General features: G+C 70.3%; 13 protein-coding genes and 1 pseudogene. 13 read left to right on the forward strand and 1 reads right to left on the reverse strand.

The window, feature by feature from the left end:
• Positions 1 to 1495, reverse strand: a pseudogene (locus tag DEJ35_RS16770) (hypothetical protein); the annotation flags it as partial.
• Positions 1496 to 1723: 228 nt separating this feature from the next.
• Here DEJ35_RS16770 and otsA point away from each other — a divergent pair.
• The 13 genes from otsA to DEJ35_RS16840 all read left to right on the forward strand — a co-directional run bounded on the left by otsA (position 1724) and on the right by DEJ35_RS16840 (position 16403).
• Entirely contained in the window at positions 1724 to 3316 is a 1593-nt protein-coding gene (gene otsA / locus DEJ35_RS16775) for an alpha,alpha-trehalose-phosphate synthase (UDP-forming) (protein WP_111090394.1), read from the forward strand.
• Positions 3309 to 4091 carry a trehalose-phosphatase gene (gene otsB / locus DEJ35_RS16780; RefSeq protein ID WP_111090395.1) on the forward strand — a complete coding sequence of 261 codons (783 nt, stop codon included), beginning with the start codon at positions 3309 to 3311 and terminating at the stop codon, positions 4089 to 4091. The genes otsA and otsB overlap by 8 nt, the downstream gene beginning before the upstream one ends.
• Positions 4092 to 4181: 90 nt before the next feature.
• Entirely contained in the window at positions 4182 to 5876 is a 1695-nt protein-coding gene (gene ilvD, locus DEJ35_RS16785) for a dihydroxy-acid dehydratase (protein ID WP_111090396.1), read from the forward strand.
• Positions 5877 to 5921: 45 nt separating this feature from the next.
• Positions 5922 to 7745: an acetolactate synthase large subunit gene (locus DEJ35_RS16790; RefSeq protein ID WP_111193204.1), complete on the forward strand. Its 1824-nt coding sequence runs from the start codon at positions 5922 to 5924 to the stop codon at positions 7743 to 7745.
• Positions 7742 to 8242, forward strand: a complete 501-nt coding sequence (gene ilvN / locus DEJ35_RS16795; protein WP_017888842.1) for an acetolactate synthase small subunit — start codon at positions 7742 to 7744, stop codon at positions 8240 to 8242. Before DEJ35_RS16790 ends, ilvN begins: the two co-directional genes overlap by 4 nt.
• A gap of 71 nt (positions 8243 to 8313) precedes the next feature.
• Complete coding sequence (gene ilvC, locus DEJ35_RS16800; RefSeq protein WP_027466530.1) at positions 8314 to 9339, forward strand: ketol-acid reductoisomerase; 1026 nt, start codon at positions 8314 to 8316, stop codon at positions 9337 to 9339.
• Positions 9340 to 9548: 209 nt separating this feature from the next.
• A complete protein-coding gene (locus tag DEJ35_RS16810) occupies positions 9549 to 10739 on the forward strand; it encodes a mannitol-1-phosphate 5-dehydrogenase (protein WP_110862908.1) in 1191 nt (396 codons plus the stop codon).
• 59 nt (positions 10740 to 10798) lie between these two features.
• The gene (locus DEJ35_RS16815) at positions 10799 to 11263 is read left to right on the forward strand and encodes a hypothetical protein (RefSeq protein WP_146238641.1); all 465 of its coding nucleotides are present in this window, start codon (positions 10799 to 10801) and stop codon (positions 11261 to 11263) included.
• Positions 11260 to 11643: a hypothetical protein gene (locus DEJ35_RS16820; protein WP_146244829.1), complete on the forward strand. Its 384-nt coding sequence runs from the start codon at positions 11260 to 11262 to the stop codon at positions 11641 to 11643. Before DEJ35_RS16815 ends, DEJ35_RS16820 begins: the two co-directional genes overlap by 4 nt.
• A 157-nt stretch (positions 11644 to 11800) precedes the next feature.
• Positions 11801 to 13390: a phosphoglycerate dehydrogenase gene (gene serA, locus DEJ35_RS16825; RefSeq protein ID WP_027466535.1), complete on the forward strand. Its 1590-nt coding sequence runs from the start codon at positions 11801 to 11803 to the stop codon at positions 13388 to 13390.
• Between the two features lie 13 nt (positions 13391 to 13403).
• Positions 13404 to 14477, forward strand: coding sequence for a 3-isopropylmalate dehydrogenase (locus DEJ35_RS16830; RefSeq protein ID WP_111193205.1), 1074 nt, complete (start codon positions 13404 to 13406; stop codon positions 14475 to 14477).
• 15 nt (positions 14478 to 14492) lie between these two features.
• Entirely contained in the window at positions 14493 to 15602 is a 1110-nt protein-coding gene (locus DEJ35_RS16835; RefSeq protein ID WP_027466537.1) for a branched-chain amino acid aminotransferase, read from the forward strand.
• A 30-nt stretch (positions 15603 to 15632) separates the two neighbouring features.
• Positions 15633 to 16403 carry a fumarylacetoacetate hydrolase family protein gene (locus DEJ35_RS16840; protein ID WP_027466538.1) on the forward strand — a complete coding sequence of 257 codons (771 nt, stop codon included), beginning with the start codon at positions 15633 to 15635 and terminating at the stop codon, positions 16401 to 16403.
• Positions 16404 to 16647 lie beyond the last annotated feature (244 nt).

Consider the following 16647-nt stretch of genomic DNA (forward strand, 5'->3'; position numbering starts at 1 on the left):
GGGCGGTGGGCGCCACGGGGGTGCCCGAACCGGCGACGGGCCCGGCCGGGAACGCCGGCGGCACGACGGGGCGGGGGTCCGCCCCGACCAGACGCGACGTCCGGAGCACCGCGGCACCACCGAGGCGGGGCAGGAGCACCGGAGCGAGGTACCGGGCGACGACCTCGATCACGCCGCCCCACAGGGCGAAGACGATCGGCGTCCACGGCGCGACGCCGATCGATCCCGACGCGTCCACGGAGCTCGTGCTGCTCACCTGGTACGAGGCGACGCCGGTGCCGAGGACGAAGAACAGCAGACCGAGTGCGAACCACACCAGCGGCGTGACGACCCAGTCCAGCGTGGTGCGGATCCGGTCGTTGCGACGGACGGCGAGTGCGAGTCCGGCCACGACCGAGGTGACGACGACGAACAGCACGACGAGCCAGGTCCAGCCGCCGGCCCCGCCGAACACCGAGGCGGTGTCGCTGGCGGACCCGAAGCCGGAGGTCCCAACACCACCGAAGAACCCGAGCGCGGTCAGCCCGACCGCGACGTTGCCGAGCAGCAGCGGCAACGCGGAGCCGGAGGACGGCTGGGCGATGAGGGCGACGACGAGGACGACGAGGGCGACCAGCACGACGAGGACCGTGAGCTGCGACGCGGCGACACGCAGTGTGCCGAGCAGCCGGGCGGCGAAGACGTTGCCACCAGCGAGGACGGAGGGCCGGGCGAGGAGCGCCGCCAGGGCACCGATGACGAACGCGCCGAGGATGCTGCCGACGCCGACGGCGTGCACCGGCTCGATGACCGCGCCGGACACCGACGGGAACCGGATCGCGAACAGGGCGGCCGCGACGTTCGTGAGCACGGTGGTGACGAGGCCGGAGACCACCGCGGTGACGAGCACCTGCGTGCGACCGAGGCCACGCGTGCGGATCCGGCGGGTGAGCACGACGGCCAGGACGACCTGCGCGGCGAGCACCAGCACGGGCACCACGGCGAGCGAGCCCGAACCGGAACCGAGGAACCCGATGGACCCGGACAGGTGCAGTCGGCCGAGGTCGGCGAGGGCCACGAGCTGCGCCGGCGCACCGAGCAGGACGCTCACGCCGGAGAGCAGGGACTCCACGTCGGGGGCCGAGCCCGCGCCGAGGTCGGTGCCGGACCCGCTGGACGGAGCGGCCGCCCCGCTGCCGCCGGACGCGAGCAGCCCGACGGTGATGAGCAGTGAGAGCCCGGCGACGACGTACGCCGCGACCCAGCCGCCGACGGCGGCGAGCACGGCCGCCAGCCAGTCGCGACCGGACACGGAGCGCAGGAAGCGACCGAACGCATCGGACGGCTGCGCGGCGGGGGCGGGCTGACCCGACCACTGCTGCTGGCCTCCGGGATGCTGCTGCCAGGCGGGCTGGCCGTTCCAGGCGGGCTGGCCGGAACCGGGCTGGCCGGAACCGGGCTGACCCGGACCGGGCTGCGACGGCGGGACGGGCTGGTCGGGCGGGTTGTCGCTCACGGCTGGGGGTCCTCTCCGACCGGGAGGCCGGCGCCGCACTCCAGCACCCGTGTCCCCCCGACACGTGCCTGCAGCGTAGCGGAACCGCCGATCCGCCGTGAATGCGCTGTCCCCACGCTGGTAGTTTCGGCAGCGCGCCCGGCGCACCACGCCGGCCGTCGCACCCGTCGCACCCGACGCACCGACGCACCCGGCCCCGGCCGGGCGGAACGGAGATCTCACCACCCCATGCCTGCAGACCGCACCGAACAGATCCGCTACTCGTTCGTCGTCGCCTCCAACCGACTCCCGGTCGACCGCGTCGTCGACCAGGACGGCAACGAGGGCTGGCGGCACTCGCCGGGCGGCCTCGTCACCGCCCTCGAACCCGTGATGCGCGCGAACGACGGAGCCTGGGTCGGCTGGGTGGGGCAGGCCGAGGTCGAGGTGGCACCGTTCGACAACGAGGGCATCCACATCGTCCCCGTCCCGCTCTCCGACGACGACGTCGAGGAGTACTACGAGGGTTTCAGCAACGACACGCTCTGGCCGCTGTACCACGACGTCATCGAGCACCCGAGCTACCACCGCGACTGGTGGAACGCGTACAAGCGGGTGAACGAGCGCTTCGCCGCCCAGATCGCCGAGATCGTCGAGCAGGACGGCATCGTCTGGGTACAGGACTACCAGCTGCAGCTCGTGCCGGCCCTGCTCCGTGCGAAGCGTCCCGACCTGACGATCGGCTTCTTCAACCACATCCCGTTCCCGCCGGTCGGCATCTACGCGCAGCTGCCGTGGCGTGCGCAGATCCTCGACGGGCTGCTCGGCGCCGACGTCATCGGCTTCCAGCGCCACGACGACGCCAGCGACTTCCTGCGCGCGGTCCGGCACATCAAGGGCTACACGACCAAGGGCACCACGATCGACGTCCCGGTGGACGACCCGGCAGCCCCCCGCAGCCGCAAGGGCATCACGGTCCGCCACGTCGAGGCCAGGCACTTCCCGATCTCCATCGACGCCGAGAGCTTCGAGGCGATCGCGCGGAAGCCCGAGGTGCAGGAGCGTGCGCGCGAGATCCGCGAGAGCCTCGGCAACCCGAAGACGGTGCTGCTCGGCGTCGACCGGCTCGACTACACCAAGGGCATCCGGCACCGCATCAAGGCCTTCGGTGAGCTCGTGGAGGACGGCCGCATCGCGGTCGAGGACGCCACCCTCATCCAGGTCGCGAGCCCGAGTCGCGAACGTGTCGACTCGTACGCTGCGCTCCGCGACGAGATCGAGCTGAGCGTCGGCCGCATCAACGGCGACCTCGGCGTCATCGGCCACCAGCCGATCTCGTACCTGCACCACGGCTACCCGCGCGAGGAGATGGTGGCGCTGTACCTGGCCGCCGACATCATGCTCGTCACTGCACTGCGCGACGGCATGAACCTCGTCGCGAAGGAGTACGTCGCCGCCCGCTTCGACAACGACGGGGTGCTCATCCTGTCCGAGTTCGCCGGTGCCGCCGACGAGCTCAAGCAGGCCGTGATCGTGAACCCGCACGACATCGGGGCGCTCAAGGACTCGATCGAGCGCGCCATCCAGATGCCGCGTCGCGAGCGGTCGACTCGCATGCGCGCGCTCCGCAAGCGCGTCCGCGACAACGACGTGGCGCGCTGGTCGCGCTCGTTCCTCGAGGCGCTCGACCGCCACGCGCCGCGGAATGCCCAGATCGACCCGTCCGCCGCCGACCCGCGCGAGCAGCACCGTGAGGCGCAGACCGACAACATGTCGATCTTCGACCAGGACGCCCAGTCCGCCAGGGCTGCCGAGGACACCCGGGAGGCACGTGATGACTGAGACCACCACCGACCAGACCGCCATCGACGCGGCCCTCGAGACGCTCGCGGCTGCGCCGCGACTGATCGTCGCCCTCGACTTCGACGGTACGCTGGCGCCCTTCGCCGACGACCCCTCGCAGGTCGGCGCGTTGCCCGGCTCGTGGGCCGCGGTCCTGACCCTGCACCGTGCGAAGGACACCGAGGTGGTGCTCGTGTCCGGGCGTCCCCTCGGCAGCCTCGCCGCGGTGACCCACGCACCCGAGGACATGGCGCTCGTCGGCTCGCACGGTGTCGAGTGGCGCGTGGACGGCCACGCCGAGGCCGCGCTGTCCGATGACGAGGTCGGTCGTGTGGCACGGATCGGCGCTGCGCTCGACGAGGTCGGCGAACGGTTCCCGGGCGTCGTCATCGAGCACAAGCCCGCCGGGCACGGGGTGCACACGCGCCGCGTCTCCGCCGAGGTCGCTGCCGAGGCGAACGCGGCGGCGAGCCGTGCGGCGCACGACGCCGACCCCGAGGTGCTCGAGCGCGGCGGCAAGGACATCGTCGAGTTCGCGGTGCGCCACGTCACGAAGGGCGACGCGATCGCCCGGCTCCGCGAGTTGCACGGCGCCGACGCGGTGTTCTTCGCCGGCGACGACGTCACCGACGAGGACGCCTTCCGCGCGCTCGGCCACGGCGACGTCGGGGTGAAGGTCGGACCGGGCCAGACCCGGGCCGGGTACCGCATCGCCGACCCCGCGGCCCTGACCGGGGTCCTGAAGCAGCTGGCGAGGCTCCGCGCCACGCGCTGACCAGGGTGCCCCGGGCCTCCCGACCGCCCTTCATCATGCGTACGCATGTTGTTGCGCAACTGGTATCCCAAATCGTCCTAGACTCCACCCATGCCTGATATCGACGTCAAGCCGCGCAGCCGGGTCGTCACCGACGGGATCGAAGCAACCACCTCGCGTGGCATGCTGCGGGCCGTCGGTATGGGAGACGAGGACTGGAGCAAGCCGCAGATCGGCATCGCGTCCTCGTGGAACGAGATCACGCCGTGCAACCTGTCGCTCGACCGCCTCGCGCAGGGTGCGAAGGAGGGCGTGCACTCCGGTGGCGGCTACCCGCTGCAGTTCGGCACCATCTCCGTCTCGGACGGCATCTCGATGGGTCACGAGGGCATGCACTTCTCCCTCGTCTCGCGTGAGGTCATCGCGGACAGCGTCGAGACCGTGGTCAACGCCGAGCGCCTCGACGGCACCGTCCTGCTCGCCGGCTGCGACAAGTCGCTCCCCGGCATGCTGATGGCCGCCGCGCGCCTCGACCTGGCGAGCGTGTTCCTCTACGCGGGCTCGGTCATGCCGGGCTACGTGAAGCAGGCCGACGGCTCGAAGAAGCAGGTCACGATCATCGACTCCTTCGAGGGGGTCGGCGCGTGCAAGGCCGGCACGATGAGCGAGGCCGAGCTCAAGGAGATCGAGTGCAACATCGTCCCGGGCGAGGGCGCCTGCGGCGGGATGTACACGGCGAACACGATGGCGAGCATCGCCGAGGCGCTCGGCATGTCGTTGCCGGGTTCCGCCGCGCCGCCGAGCGCCGACCGGCGTCGCGACTACTACGCGCACCGGTCGGGCGAGGCCGTCGTGAACATGCTCCGCCTCGGCCTCACCGCCCGTCAGATCCTGACCCGCGAGGCGTTCGAGAACGCGATCACCGTCCTGATGGCACTCGGCGGCTCGACGAACGCCGTCCTGCACCTCCTCGCCATCGCCTACGAGGCCGAGGTCGAACTCAGCCTCGACGACTTCAACCGCATCGGCGCGAAGGTCCCGCACCTGGCCGACATGAAGCCGTTCGGCAAGTACGTCATGCTCGACGTCGACCAGAACGGCGGCATCCCCGTGATCATGAAGGCGCTGCTCGAAGCGGGCCTGATGCACGGCGACTGCATGACCGTGACCGGCAAGACCGTCGCCGAGAACCTCGCCGAGATCGACCCGCCGGCGCTCGACGGCGAGGTCTTCCGCACGCTCGACAACCCGATCCACGAGACCGGTGGCCTCACCGTCCTCCAGGGCTCCTTCGCCCCCGAGGGTGCCGTGGTGAAGACCGCCGGCTTCGACGCCGAGGTCTTCGAGGGCCCTGCCCGGGTGTTCGACCGTGAGCGCGCGGCGATGGATGCCCTGACCGAGGGCAAGATCGAGAAGGGCGACGTCGTCGTCATCCGCTACGAGGGACCCAAGGGCGGTCCCGGCATGCGCGAGATGCTCGCCATCACCGCGGCCATCAAGGGCGCGGGCCTCGGCAAGGATGTACTACTCTTGACCGACGGTCGATTCTCAGGCGGCACAACCGGCCTGTGCATCGGCCACATCGCACCGGAAGCAGTGGACGCAGGTCCAGTCGCTTTCGTTCGTGATGGCGACCGCATCCGTGTCGACATCGCGGCTCGCTCGCTCGACCTACTGGTCGACCCGGCCGAGCTGGAGGCCCGCCGTGACGGCTGGGCCCCGCTGCCCCCGCGCTACACCCGCGGAGTCCTCGCGAAGTACGCCAAGCTCGTCAAGTCCGCCGCCCAGGGCGCGGTCACGGGCTAGCGTCCGACACCCGCACCACCGCCACCACTCAGGCAAGGACCACTCATGCCCACGGAAGCAACTCCGTTGTCCGCGGCCGCCGGTGCACGCCGGTCGCCGGAGATCCTGACCGGCTCGGGAGCCGTCCTGCGGACGCTCGAGCACCTCGGGATCACCGACGTCTTCGGCCTGCCGGGCGGCGCGATCATCCCGTTCTACGACGAGCTGATGGCGTCGACCACGATCCGCCACATCCTCGTCCGTCACGAGCAGGGCGCCGGCCACGCCGCCGAGGGCTACGCCTCGTCGTCCGGCAAGGTCGGGGTCGCGATCGCGACGTCCGGCCCCGGCGCGACGAACCTCGTCACGGCCATCGCGGACGCCTACATGGACTCGGTGCCGTTCATCGCGATCACCGGCCAGGTGTTCTCGACGCTGATGGGCACCGATGCGTTCCAGGAAGCCGACATCGTCGGCATCACGATGCCGATCACGAAGCACTCGTTCCTGGTGACCGACCCGGCCGACGTGCCGGCGACCCTCGCCGCGGCGCACCTCATCGCGACGACCGGTCGGCCCGGTCCCGTGCTGGTCGACATCACGAAGGACGCCCAGCAGAAGTCGGCGCCGTACGTGTGGCCGCCCAAGATCGACCTGCCCGGCTACCGCCCGGTGACCAAGGCCCACGGCAAGCAGATCACCGCGGCCGCGCAGCTGCTGTCCGAGTCGAAGCGCCCGGTGCTCTACGTCGGCGGCGGTGTCATCCGCTCCCGTGCGACCGCCGAGCTGCTCCGCTTCGCCGAGGCGACCGGTGCGCCGGTCGTCACGACCCTGATGGCGCGCGGCGCGTTCCCGGACTCGCACCCGCAGCACCTCGGCATGCCCGGTATGCACGGCACGGTGCCCGCCGTGCTCGGCCTGCAGGACAGCGACCTCATCGTCGCCCTCGGTGCCCGCTTCGACGACCGCGTGACCGGCAAGGCCGACGAGTTCGCGCCGGACGCCAAGGTCGTGCACGTCGACATCGACCCGGCCGAGATCTCGAAGATCCGCTTCGCCGACGTCCCGATCGTCGGTGATGCCCGCGAGGTCCTGGTCGACCTGCTCGACGCCTGGGGCGGCATCGCTGTGGAGGACCGTGCGTCGACCGACGAGTGGTGGGCGAAGCTCCACCAGCTCAAGACCGACTTCCCGCTCGGGTACGCCGAGCCGACCGACGGACTCCTCGCGCCGCAGGGCATCATCAAGCGCATCGGTGAGCTCTCCGGACCCGAGGCCGTGTACGCCTCCGGTGTCGGCCAGCACCAGATGTGGTCCGCGCAGTTCATCAAGTACGAGCGGCCCAACGCCTGGCTCAACTCCGGTGGTGCCGGCACGATGGGCTACTCGGTCCCCGCGGCGATGGGTGCGAAGGTGGCCCAGCCGGACCGCGTGGTCTGGGCGATCGACGGCGACGGCTGCTTCCAGATGACGAACCAGGAGCTCGCGACCTGCGTCATCAACGACATCCCGATCAAGGTCGCGATCATCAACAACTCGTCGCTCGGCATGGTCCGGCAGTGGCAGACGCTGTTCTACGACGGCCGGCACTCCTTCACCGACCTCGAGACGGGGCACGCCTCGCGCCGCGTGCCGGACTTCGTGAAGCTGGCCGACGCGTACGGTGCCCTCGGCATCCGCGTCGAGACGGCCGACGAGGTCGACGCCGCGATCGAGCTCGCCCTCGCGACCAACGACCGTCCGGTGGTGATCGACTTCGTCGTGAGCCGTGACTCCATGGTCTGGCCGATGGTCCCGCAGGGTGTCAGCAACTCGTCCATCGAGTACGCCCAGGCACTCGCGCCCACCTGGGACGACGAGGACGCCGACATGACGGGAGAAACCGCATGAGCCACGTCCTCTCCCTCCTCGTGGAGGACAAGCCCGGTCTGCTGACCCGTGTCGCCGGACTCTTCGCCCGCCGCGGGTTCAACATCGAGTCGCTCGCCGTCGGCAACACCGAGGTGGACGGTCTCAGCCGGATCACCGTCGTCGTCGACGTCGAGGACCTCCCGCTGGAACAGGTGACGAAGCAGCTCAACAAGCTGGTGAACGTCATCAAGATCGTCGAACTGGACTTCTCGCAGTCGGTCCAGCGCGAGCACATGCTCGTGAAGGTGCGCGTCGACAACCAGACGCGCTCGGCGGTGCTCGAAGCAGTGAACCTGTTCCGTGCCCAGGTCGTCGACGTGGCGACCGACTCCCTGATCGTCGAGGTGACCGGCGACCCCGGCAAGATCCAGGCGATCCTCCGCGTGCTCGAGCCCTACGGCGTCAAGGAGCTCGCCCGCGCGGGCCTCCTCGGCATGGGCCGCGGACCGAAGAGCATCACCGACCGGGTGCGCTGAGCGCCCGTCACACCCTTCCCGGGCGCCGATGGTGCCCGGCACCGACCACAGAACCAAGGAGACACACCCTCGTGACTGACATCGTGTACGACGCCGACGCCGACCTGACGCTCATCCAGGGCAAGAAGGTCGCCGTCATCGGCTACGGCTCGCAGGGCCACGCCCACGCCCTCAACCTCCGTGACTCGGGTGTCGAGGTGAAGATCGGCCTGCAAGAGGGATCGAAGAGCCGGCAGAAGGCCGAAGAGGCGGGCTTCGAGGTCCACACCCCGGGCGACGCCACCGCCTGGGCCGACGTCGTCGTCATCCTCGCGCCGGACCAGGTCCAGCGCATCGTCTACGCCGAGGACATCCGCCCGAACCTCAAGCCGGGCGCGACGCTCGTCTTCGGCCACGGCTTCAACATCCGCTTCGGCTACATCGAGGCGCCCGAGGGCGTCGACGTGTCGCTCGTCGCGCCGAAGGGCCCGGGGCACACCGTCCGCCGCGAGTACGAGGCCGGCCGTGGCGTCCCCGTGATCGTCGCCGTCGAGGTCGACGCGTCCGGTTCCGCCTGGGACCTCGCGTGGTCGTACTCCAAGGCCATCGGCGGCCTCCGCTCCGGCGGCATCAAGACGACCTTCACCGAGGAGACCGAGACCGACCTGTTCGGCGAGCAGGCCGTCCTCTGCGGTGGTACCTCGCAGCTCATCCAGTACGGCTTCGAGACCCTGGTCGAGGCGGGCTACCAGCCGCAGATCGCCTACTTCGAGGTCCTGCACGAGCTCAAGCTCATCGTCGACCTCATCTGGGAGGGCGGCCTCACCAAGCAGCGCTGGTCGATCTCCGACACCGCTGAGTTCGGTGACTACGTCTCCGGCCCGCGTGTGATCTCGCCGGACGTCAAGGAGAACATGAAGGCGGTGCTCGCGGACATCCAGAACGGTGCCTTCGCGAAGCGCTTCATCGAGGACCAGGACGCCGGCGCACCGGAGTTCAAGGCGCTCCGTGCCAAGGGCGAGGGCCACCCGATCGAGGCCACCGGTCGTGAGCTCCGCGCGCTCTTCGCGTGGAAGCAGAACGACGGCGACTACGTGGACGGCTCGGCCGCGCGGTAGTCTTCCGAGAACCACTCGACGTCGAGGCGGCGGTGCACCTGCACCGCCGCCTCGCGATGTGACCCGAACGTTATGCAGCAGCTCTTCTCCAGCCCCGACGCCGCGGACCGGCGTCCCTCCGCCGTGCGCCCGGACGATTCCCGACACCCGTCGGCCGTGCTGCGCACCCGCGGTCAGGACCGCCCCGACCAGCATGGGATGATCGTTCGATGGCGGTGACGAAGCGAGCGGTCCACATCGGCGCCGGCAAGATCGGGCGCGGGTTCGTGGGCCAGTTCCTCGTGGCGAGCGGCTACGAGCTCACCTTCGTCGACGTCGACGAACGCGTGGTCTCGGCCCTGAACGAAGCCGGTCGGTTCGTGGTGCACGAGGTCGGCGAGATGCCGGTCGAGCACCTCGTCTACGGGTTCCGTGCGCTCAGCAGCAAGACCGACCGCGAGCGTGTGGTGCAGGCCATCGCCGAGGCCGACGTCGTGACCACCGCCGTGGGCGCCCGCACGCTCCCGCTCGTCGCGCCGCTCATCGCCGAGGGGCTCGCAGCACGCCCGCTCGAGCGCGGTGACGTCACGATCGTCGCCTGCGAGAACGCGTTCAACGCGACCGACTCCCTGCACGCCAGCATCCGCCGCGCCCCGATCCTGGAAGACCGCGACATCGCCGCCGTCTTCGCGAACTGCGCGATCGACCGCATCGTCCCGGACCAGTCCGGTGTGCTCGGTCAGTCCGGCGGCCTCGACGTCGTGCTCGAACCGTTCTACGAGTGGGTCATCGAGCGCACCCCGTTCCTCGGCTCCGACGCCGAACCGCCGACGATCGAGGGCGTCACCTGGGTCGACGACCTGCAGCCGTTCGTCGAGCGCAAGCTCTACACGGTCAACACCGCGCACGCCACCGCCGCCTACCACGGCTACGTGCGGGGCATCCGGCTCATCCGTGAAGCACTCGAGGACGACGCCGTCCGCGCCGAGGTCGACGGGGTGCTCGCGGAGACCACCGCACTGCTGATCGCCAAGCACGGGTTCGCCCCCGAGGACCACGCGCGCTACGTCGCCGCGAACCTCTCCCGCATCGCGAACCCGCACCTGCCGGACTCCACGGCTCGCGTCGGCCGCAACCCGCTCCGCAAGCTCGGGCGCCGTGAACGCTTCGTGGGCCCGGCGTCGCAGCTCGCCGAGCGTGGGCTGCCCGTCGAGCACCTGCTCGGTGCCGTCCGCGCGGCGCTCGCGTTCGACGACGAGAACGACCCGGAGTCGATCGAGCTGCACGCACTCCTGCGTTCCGGGGCGACCGCACACGCGCTCACCGAGATCCTCACGGGCCTGATGGAGAGCCACCCGCTCTTCCCGGCCGTCCGCGAGGTCGTCGCCGAGGTCCTCGCGACGCAGCCGGCCGACGCCTGACGTCGTCCTCCCGGCCGTCGCTGGTCCTCCCGGTGTCGTGTCCCTCGTAGAATCGGGGCATGACCACGGCAGCATCCCCACCAGACGGGTCGATCGACCCGGACGTGCCGAACGCCGTCGACACCGACGACGCCGCCCTCAGCTGGGGCGACGCCGACGACGCCACCCACGTCGACGCGGCGCACAACCCGGTGGCGGTGCGTGACCGCGGAGCGCGCGACCCCGAGGCACCCGAGACCTCCGGCGCCCTCGTCGGGTTCGGCGTCTTCGGGGGCCTCTACCTGCTCTACACGGTGGCCTGGCTCCTCACCGCGTCGACCGCGTACGTCTCCGGCGTCGACACGGTCCTCACGCTCTTCGTCGAGGTGCTCCGCTTCCTCGCGATCCTCGCGCCGGCACTCTGGTTCACGGTGGTGCTCTGGGCAGCGCGCGGCAGCCGCACGCGCACCCGCCTGCTCTGGATGCTCCTCGGCGCCGTCGTGCTCTTCCCCTGGCCGTTCCTCCTGACGCGGAGCTTCGGGTGACCGGGGCAGAGCCAGCGACCACCCCCCGGAACAGCGCTCCCGTGGTCGCGAAGATCGTCGTCTGGGTCGTGTTCGCGGCGCTGTTCGCGTACATGACGGTGCAGGCCGTCGGCAACCTGACGCAGATCAACCAACGGGTGGACGCCTTCAACGCGTTCCTCGAGACGACCTCGGGTGGCGACTCGCTGCAGACCAGCACCCCGTGGCTGTGGCTCGTGCTCGACATCCTCATCGCGCCGGTCGCGTTCGTCGCGGCGATCGTCATCACCCGGCGTTCGAGCCTGCCCGCCACGATCGCGGTGTTCGTGGTCGCGTTCGCGGGTGCCGGCGCCCTTTGGCTCGACCTCCAGTTGTTCGTCCCGACGCTGCTGGACTTCTGAGCCGACCCCACGACGGCCAGGAGGCGCGGTGCGGCCCCGCCCCGTCCCTCCTGGCCGTCGTGTGGTTCTCCACAGGACGGCTCCCGCGGTCGTAACCACCGGCCCGCGTCGATAGCATGGTGGGATACCAACCGTCTCGAGTGAGGAAACAGCTGCTGTGTCGAAGCCGGTCGTCCTGATCGCCGAAGAACTCTCGCCCGCAACGGTCGACGCCCTCGGGCCCGACTTCGAGATCCGGAACGTGGACGGCACCGACCGTCCGGCGCTCCTGGCGGCGCTGTCCGACGCGCACGCCGTCCTCGTGCGGTCCGCCACCAAGATCGACGCCGAGGCGATCGCCGCGGCACCGAGCCTCAAGGTCGTCGCCCGTGCCGGCGTCGGCCTCGACAACGTCGACATCAAGGCGGCGACGACCGCCGGCGTGATGGTGGTGAACGCCCCGACCTCGAACATCATCTCGGCGGCGGAGCTCACGGTCGGGCACATCCTGTCGCTCGCGCGGCACATCCCGGCCGCCCACGCCTCGCTGGCCGCCGGCGCGTGGAAGCGCTCGTCGTACACCGGTGTCGAGCTCTACGAGAAGACCGTCGGCATCATCGGCCTCGGCCGCATCGGCGCGCTCATCACCCAGCGGCTGCAGGCCTTCGGCGTGACGGTCATCGCGTACGACCCCTACGTCACCACGGCACGTGCGCAGCAGCTCGGGGTCGAGCTCGTCTCCCTCGACGACCTGCTGCGTCGGGCGGACTTCACCACGATCCACATGCCGAGGACGCCGGAGACCCTCGGCATGATCTCGGACGCCCAGTTCGCCCTGATGAAGCCGACCGCGTTCGTCGTGAACGTGGCCCGCGGCGGCCTGATCGACGAGGACGCCCTGCACCGTGCACTCACGGCGAACACCATCGCCGGCGCCGGCCTCGACGTCTTCGTCGCCGAGCCCCCGAAGGACTCGCCGCTCCTGGCGCTCCCGAACGTCGTCGTGACGCCGCACCTCGGTGCCTCCACCGACGAAGCGCAGGAGAAAGCAGGCGTCTCGGTCGCCAAGTCGGTCCGTCTCGCCCTCGGTGGCGAGCTCGTGCCCGACGCCGTGAACGTCGCCGGCGGGGTCATCGACCCGTACGTGCGCCCCGGCATCCCGCTCGTCGAGAAGCTCGGCCAGGTCTTCACCGCCCTGGCGACCTCGCCGGTCACGAGCATCGACGTCGAGGTGCACGGCGAGCTCGCCGAGTACGACGTCAGCGTGCTGAAGCTCGCGGCGCTCAAGGGCGTCTTCACCGACGTCGTGAGCGACCAGGTCTCCTACGTCAACGCTCCGCTCATCGCCGAGCAGCGCGGGGTCACCGTCCGCCTCATCACCGAGACCGACAGCCCCGAGTACCGCAACGTGCTGACGATCCGCGGCGCCCAGTCGGACGGCCCGGCGATCAGCGTGTCCGGCACGCTCACCGGCCCGAAGCAGGTCGAGAAGCTCGTCGAGATCAACGGGCACGACGTCGAGGTGCCGCTCGACCGGCACCACGTCGTGATGGAGTACACCGACCGACCGGGCATCGTCGCGGTCTACGGCAAGGAGTTCGGGCAGGCCGGCATCAACATCGCCGCGATGCAGATCTCGCGCGAAGCCGCCGGTGGCCAGGCACTGAGCGTCCTGACGGTCGACTCGCCCGTGCCGGCCGAGATCCTCGAGCACGTCCGCTCGGCGATCGACGCGTCCTCGCTCCGCGAGATCGACATCACGCTCTAGGGGAGTGGCGGACATGAGCAGCGCGCAGACGATCCGACTCGCGGTCATCCGTGGTGACGGCATCGGACCCGAGGTCGTCGACGAGGCCCTGAAGGTCCTGCACGCGGTCCTGCCGGACGACCTCGTGGTGCAGGAGACCCCGTTCTCCCTCGGCGCCGCACGGTACCTGGAGACCGGCGACGTCCTGACCGACGACGACATGGCGGCGATCGCGCAGCACGACGCGATCCTGCTCGGAGCGGTCGGCGGTGACCCGCGTGACCCGCGGCTGGCCGGCGGCATCATCGAGCGCGGGCTGCTCCTCAAGCTCCGCTTCGCGTTCGACCACTACGTGAACCTCCGGCCGACGACGGTGCACCCGGCCGTCCCGACGCCGCTCGCCGACCCCGGTGAGGTCGACTTCGTGGTCGTGCGCGAGGGCACCGAGGGGCCCTACGTCGGCAACGGCGGTGCCATCCGGACCGGTACCCCGCACGAGATCGCGACGGAGGTCTCGTTGAACACCGCCTTCGGTGTCGAGCGGGTCGTGCGGTACGCCTTCGCGCTGGCGGACCGACGCCCGCGTCGGCACCTGACCCTCGTGCACAAGAGCAACGTCCTGGTGCACGCCGGCGCCCTCTGGCAGCGCACCGTCGCGGCCGTCGGCGCCGAGTACCCGGACGTCACGGTCGACTACCAGCACGTGGACGCGGTCACCATCCACATGGTCCGCGACCCCGCACGGTTCGACGTCATCGTCACCGACAACCTGTTCGGCGACATCATCACCGACCTGGCCGGCGCGATCAGCGGCGGCATCGGTCTGGCGGCCTCGGGCAACATCAACCCGGACGGCACCTTCCCCAGCATGTTCGAGCCGGTCCACGGTTCCGCGCCGGACATCGCAGGTCAGCAACTGGCCGACCCCACCGCCGCGATCCGTTCCGTCGCCCTGTTGCTCGACCACGTCGGTCGCGGTGACCTGGCGGCCGCGGTGACGGCTGCGGTGGAGTCCGACCTCGCCGACCGGGGCACCACGCCGCGTCGCACGGCCGAGATCGGCGACGCGATCGCCGCCGCGGCCACGGCACGCACCACCACCGCCTGACAAGGAGTCCTCCCCATGAGCACCGACACCGCCTTCGGACTCGAGTTCGCCAGTACCCCGTCCGCCGACCGCCGCGCGGCCGCCGAGCGGGAGCAGATCCTCGCCGACCCGGGCTTCGGCAAGCACTTCACCGACCACATGGCGACGGTCGAGTGGACGCTCGACGACGGCTGGCACAGCGCGTCGATCCACCCGTACGGGCCGCTGTCCCTCGACCCGAGCGCGAGCGTGCTGCACTACGCCCAGGAGATCTTCGAGGGGCTCAAGGCCTACCGGCACGCGGACGGCTCGGTGTGGTCGTTCCGACCGGACGCCAACGCCCGGCGCTTCCAGCGGTCCGCCCGACGGCTCGCGCTCCCGGAGCTCCCGGTCGAGGCGTTCGTCGAGTCGATCCGGCAGCTCGTGCAGACCGACGTCGACTGGGTGCCCTCGGCGCCCGAGACCAGCCTGTACCTGCGGCCGTTCATGATCGCGACCGAGTCGTTCCTCGGGGTCCGCGCGGCACAGGCCGTCGCGTACCACTGCATCGCGAGCCCGGCCGGTGCGTACTTCACCTCCGGCCCGAAGCCGGTGTCGATCTGGCTGTCGACGCAGTACGCCCGTGCCGGCAAGGGCGGGACCGGTGCGGCGAAGACCGGCGGCAACTACGCTTCGTCGCTGCTTCCCCAGCAAGAGGCCTACGAGCACGGCTGCCAGCAGGTCATGTTCCTCGACTCGGTGGAGGGCAAGTACCTCGAAGAGCTCGGCGGCATGAACGTCGTCCTGGTCAAGTCCGACGGCACCCTCGTCACGCCCGACTCCGACTCGATCCTCGAAGGGATCACACGTGACTCGATCCTGCAGCTGGCCGAGGACCGCGGCCTGACCGTCGAGAAGCGCCGGGTGACCCTCGACGAGTGGCGTGACGGCGTCGCCGACGGCTCGATCACCGAGGCCTTCGCGTGCGGCACCGCCGCCGTGGTGACCCCGATCGCCGAACTCCGCGGCGACGGCTTCACGATCGGTTCGCCGACCGTCGGGGCGGGGGAACTCACGATGTCCCTGCGCGACGAGCTCACCGACATCCAGTACGGCCGTCGTCCCGACCCACACGGGTGGATGACCAAGCTGACCGACGCGTCCTGATCGACCGGCGGGCGTGGGTAGGGTCGAACGGTGAAGATCGCACGGTTCAGCAGCAAGGGTGAAGACCCCCGGTACGGCATCCTCGACGAGCGCGCTCTGGTGGTGCTCGCGGGAGACCCGATGTACCAGGGGTTCGAGACCACCGGGGAGCGCGTCGCACTCGCCGACGCCAAGCTCCTCGCCCCCGTCATCCCGCGGTCGAAGGTCATCGGCGTCGGGCTCAACTACTCGGAGCACGCGTCGGAGATGGACGAGCGCGCCGGCGACGACCCGGTGGTGTTCCTCAAGCCGAACACCTCGGTGATCGGTCCGGACGAGCCCATCCGCCTCCCCGCCGACATCGGTCGCGTCGACCACGAGGGCGAGCTCGCCATCGTGATCGGCTCGCTCGCGAAGAACGTCCGGCGTGAGGACTTCGCGAGCGTCATCCTCGGCTACACGATCGCCAACGACGTGACCGCCCGTGACCTCCAGGCGCGCGACGGTCAGTGGACCCGGGCGAAGGGGTTCGACACGTTCTGCCCGCTCGGCCCCGTGATCGAGACCGAGATCGACCCTTCGGACATCCGCATCGAGACCCGCGTCGACGGTGACCTCCGGCAGGCGGCTTCGACGAACGAGATGGTGCACGACATCCCGTCGCTCGTCGAGTTCGTGTCCTCGATCTGGACCCTGCTCCCTGGTGACGTCATCCTGACCGGGACCCCGGCCGGTGTCGGACAGATCCGCGACGGCGAGATCGTCGAGGTCACCATCTCCGGCATCGGTTCGCTCAAGAACCCCGTCATCGCCCGGCACTGAAACTGCCGCCGAACGGCCCGTTCCCCCAGGTGGGGAGCGGGCCGTTCGGCGTTGTCGGGGGAGTACCCAGCCCCGGGGCAGAGGGCGACACGCCCGGGATCTGGCCCGGCTTGGCGCTGCCGTTCACCTCTGCGTAAAGTAATCACTCGTTGCCGCTGAGGCGGAGAACGGAACGGCCGAGACGATCACCGGGTTGAACACCTGGAGATGCAGTCCGGACGGGGTCCCGCTCAGGCAACCAACT

Source organism: Curtobacterium sp. MCPF17_051, assembly GCF_003234595.1.
GTDB classification, from domain to species: Bacteria; Actinomycetota; Actinomycetes; order Actinomycetales; family Microbacteriaceae; genus Curtobacterium; species Curtobacterium flaccumfaciens.

What these genes read in the sequence shown, in the direction of transcription:
- otsA (WP_111090394.1), top strand. Translation starts at nt 1,724, where the DNA reads ATGCCTGCAGACCGCACCGAACAGATCCGCTACTCGTTCGTCGTCGCC.
- otsB (WP_111090395.1), top strand. Translation starts at nt 3,309, where the DNA reads ATGACTGAGACCACCACCGACCAGACCGCCATCGACGCGGCCCTCGAG.
- ilvD (WP_111090396.1), top strand. Translation starts at nt 4,182, where the DNA reads ATGCCTGATATCGACGTCAAGCCGCGCAGCCGGGTCGTCACCGACGGG.
- DEJ35_RS16790 (WP_111193204.1), top strand. Translation starts at nt 5,922, where the DNA reads ATGCCCACGGAAGCAACTCCGTTGTCCGCGGCCGCCGGTGCACGCCGG.
- ilvN (WP_017888842.1), top strand. Translation starts at nt 7,742, where the DNA reads ATGAGCCACGTCCTCTCCCTCCTCGTGGAGGACAAGCCCGGTCTGCTG.
- DEJ35_RS16810 (WP_110862908.1), top strand. Translation starts at nt 9,549, where the DNA reads ATGGCGGTGACGAAGCGAGCGGTCCACATCGGCGCCGGCAAGATCGGG.
- DEJ35_RS16815 (WP_146238641.1), top strand. Translation starts at nt 10,799, where the DNA reads ATGACCACGGCAGCATCCCCACCAGACGGGTCGATCGACCCGGACGTG.
- DEJ35_RS16830 (WP_111193205.1), top strand. Translation starts at nt 13,404, where the DNA reads ATGAGCAGCGCGCAGACGATCCGACTCGCGGTCATCCGTGGTGACGGC.
- DEJ35_RS16835 (WP_027466537.1), top strand. Translation starts at nt 14,493, where the DNA reads ATGAGCACCGACACCGCCTTCGGACTCGAGTTCGCCAGTACCCCGTCC.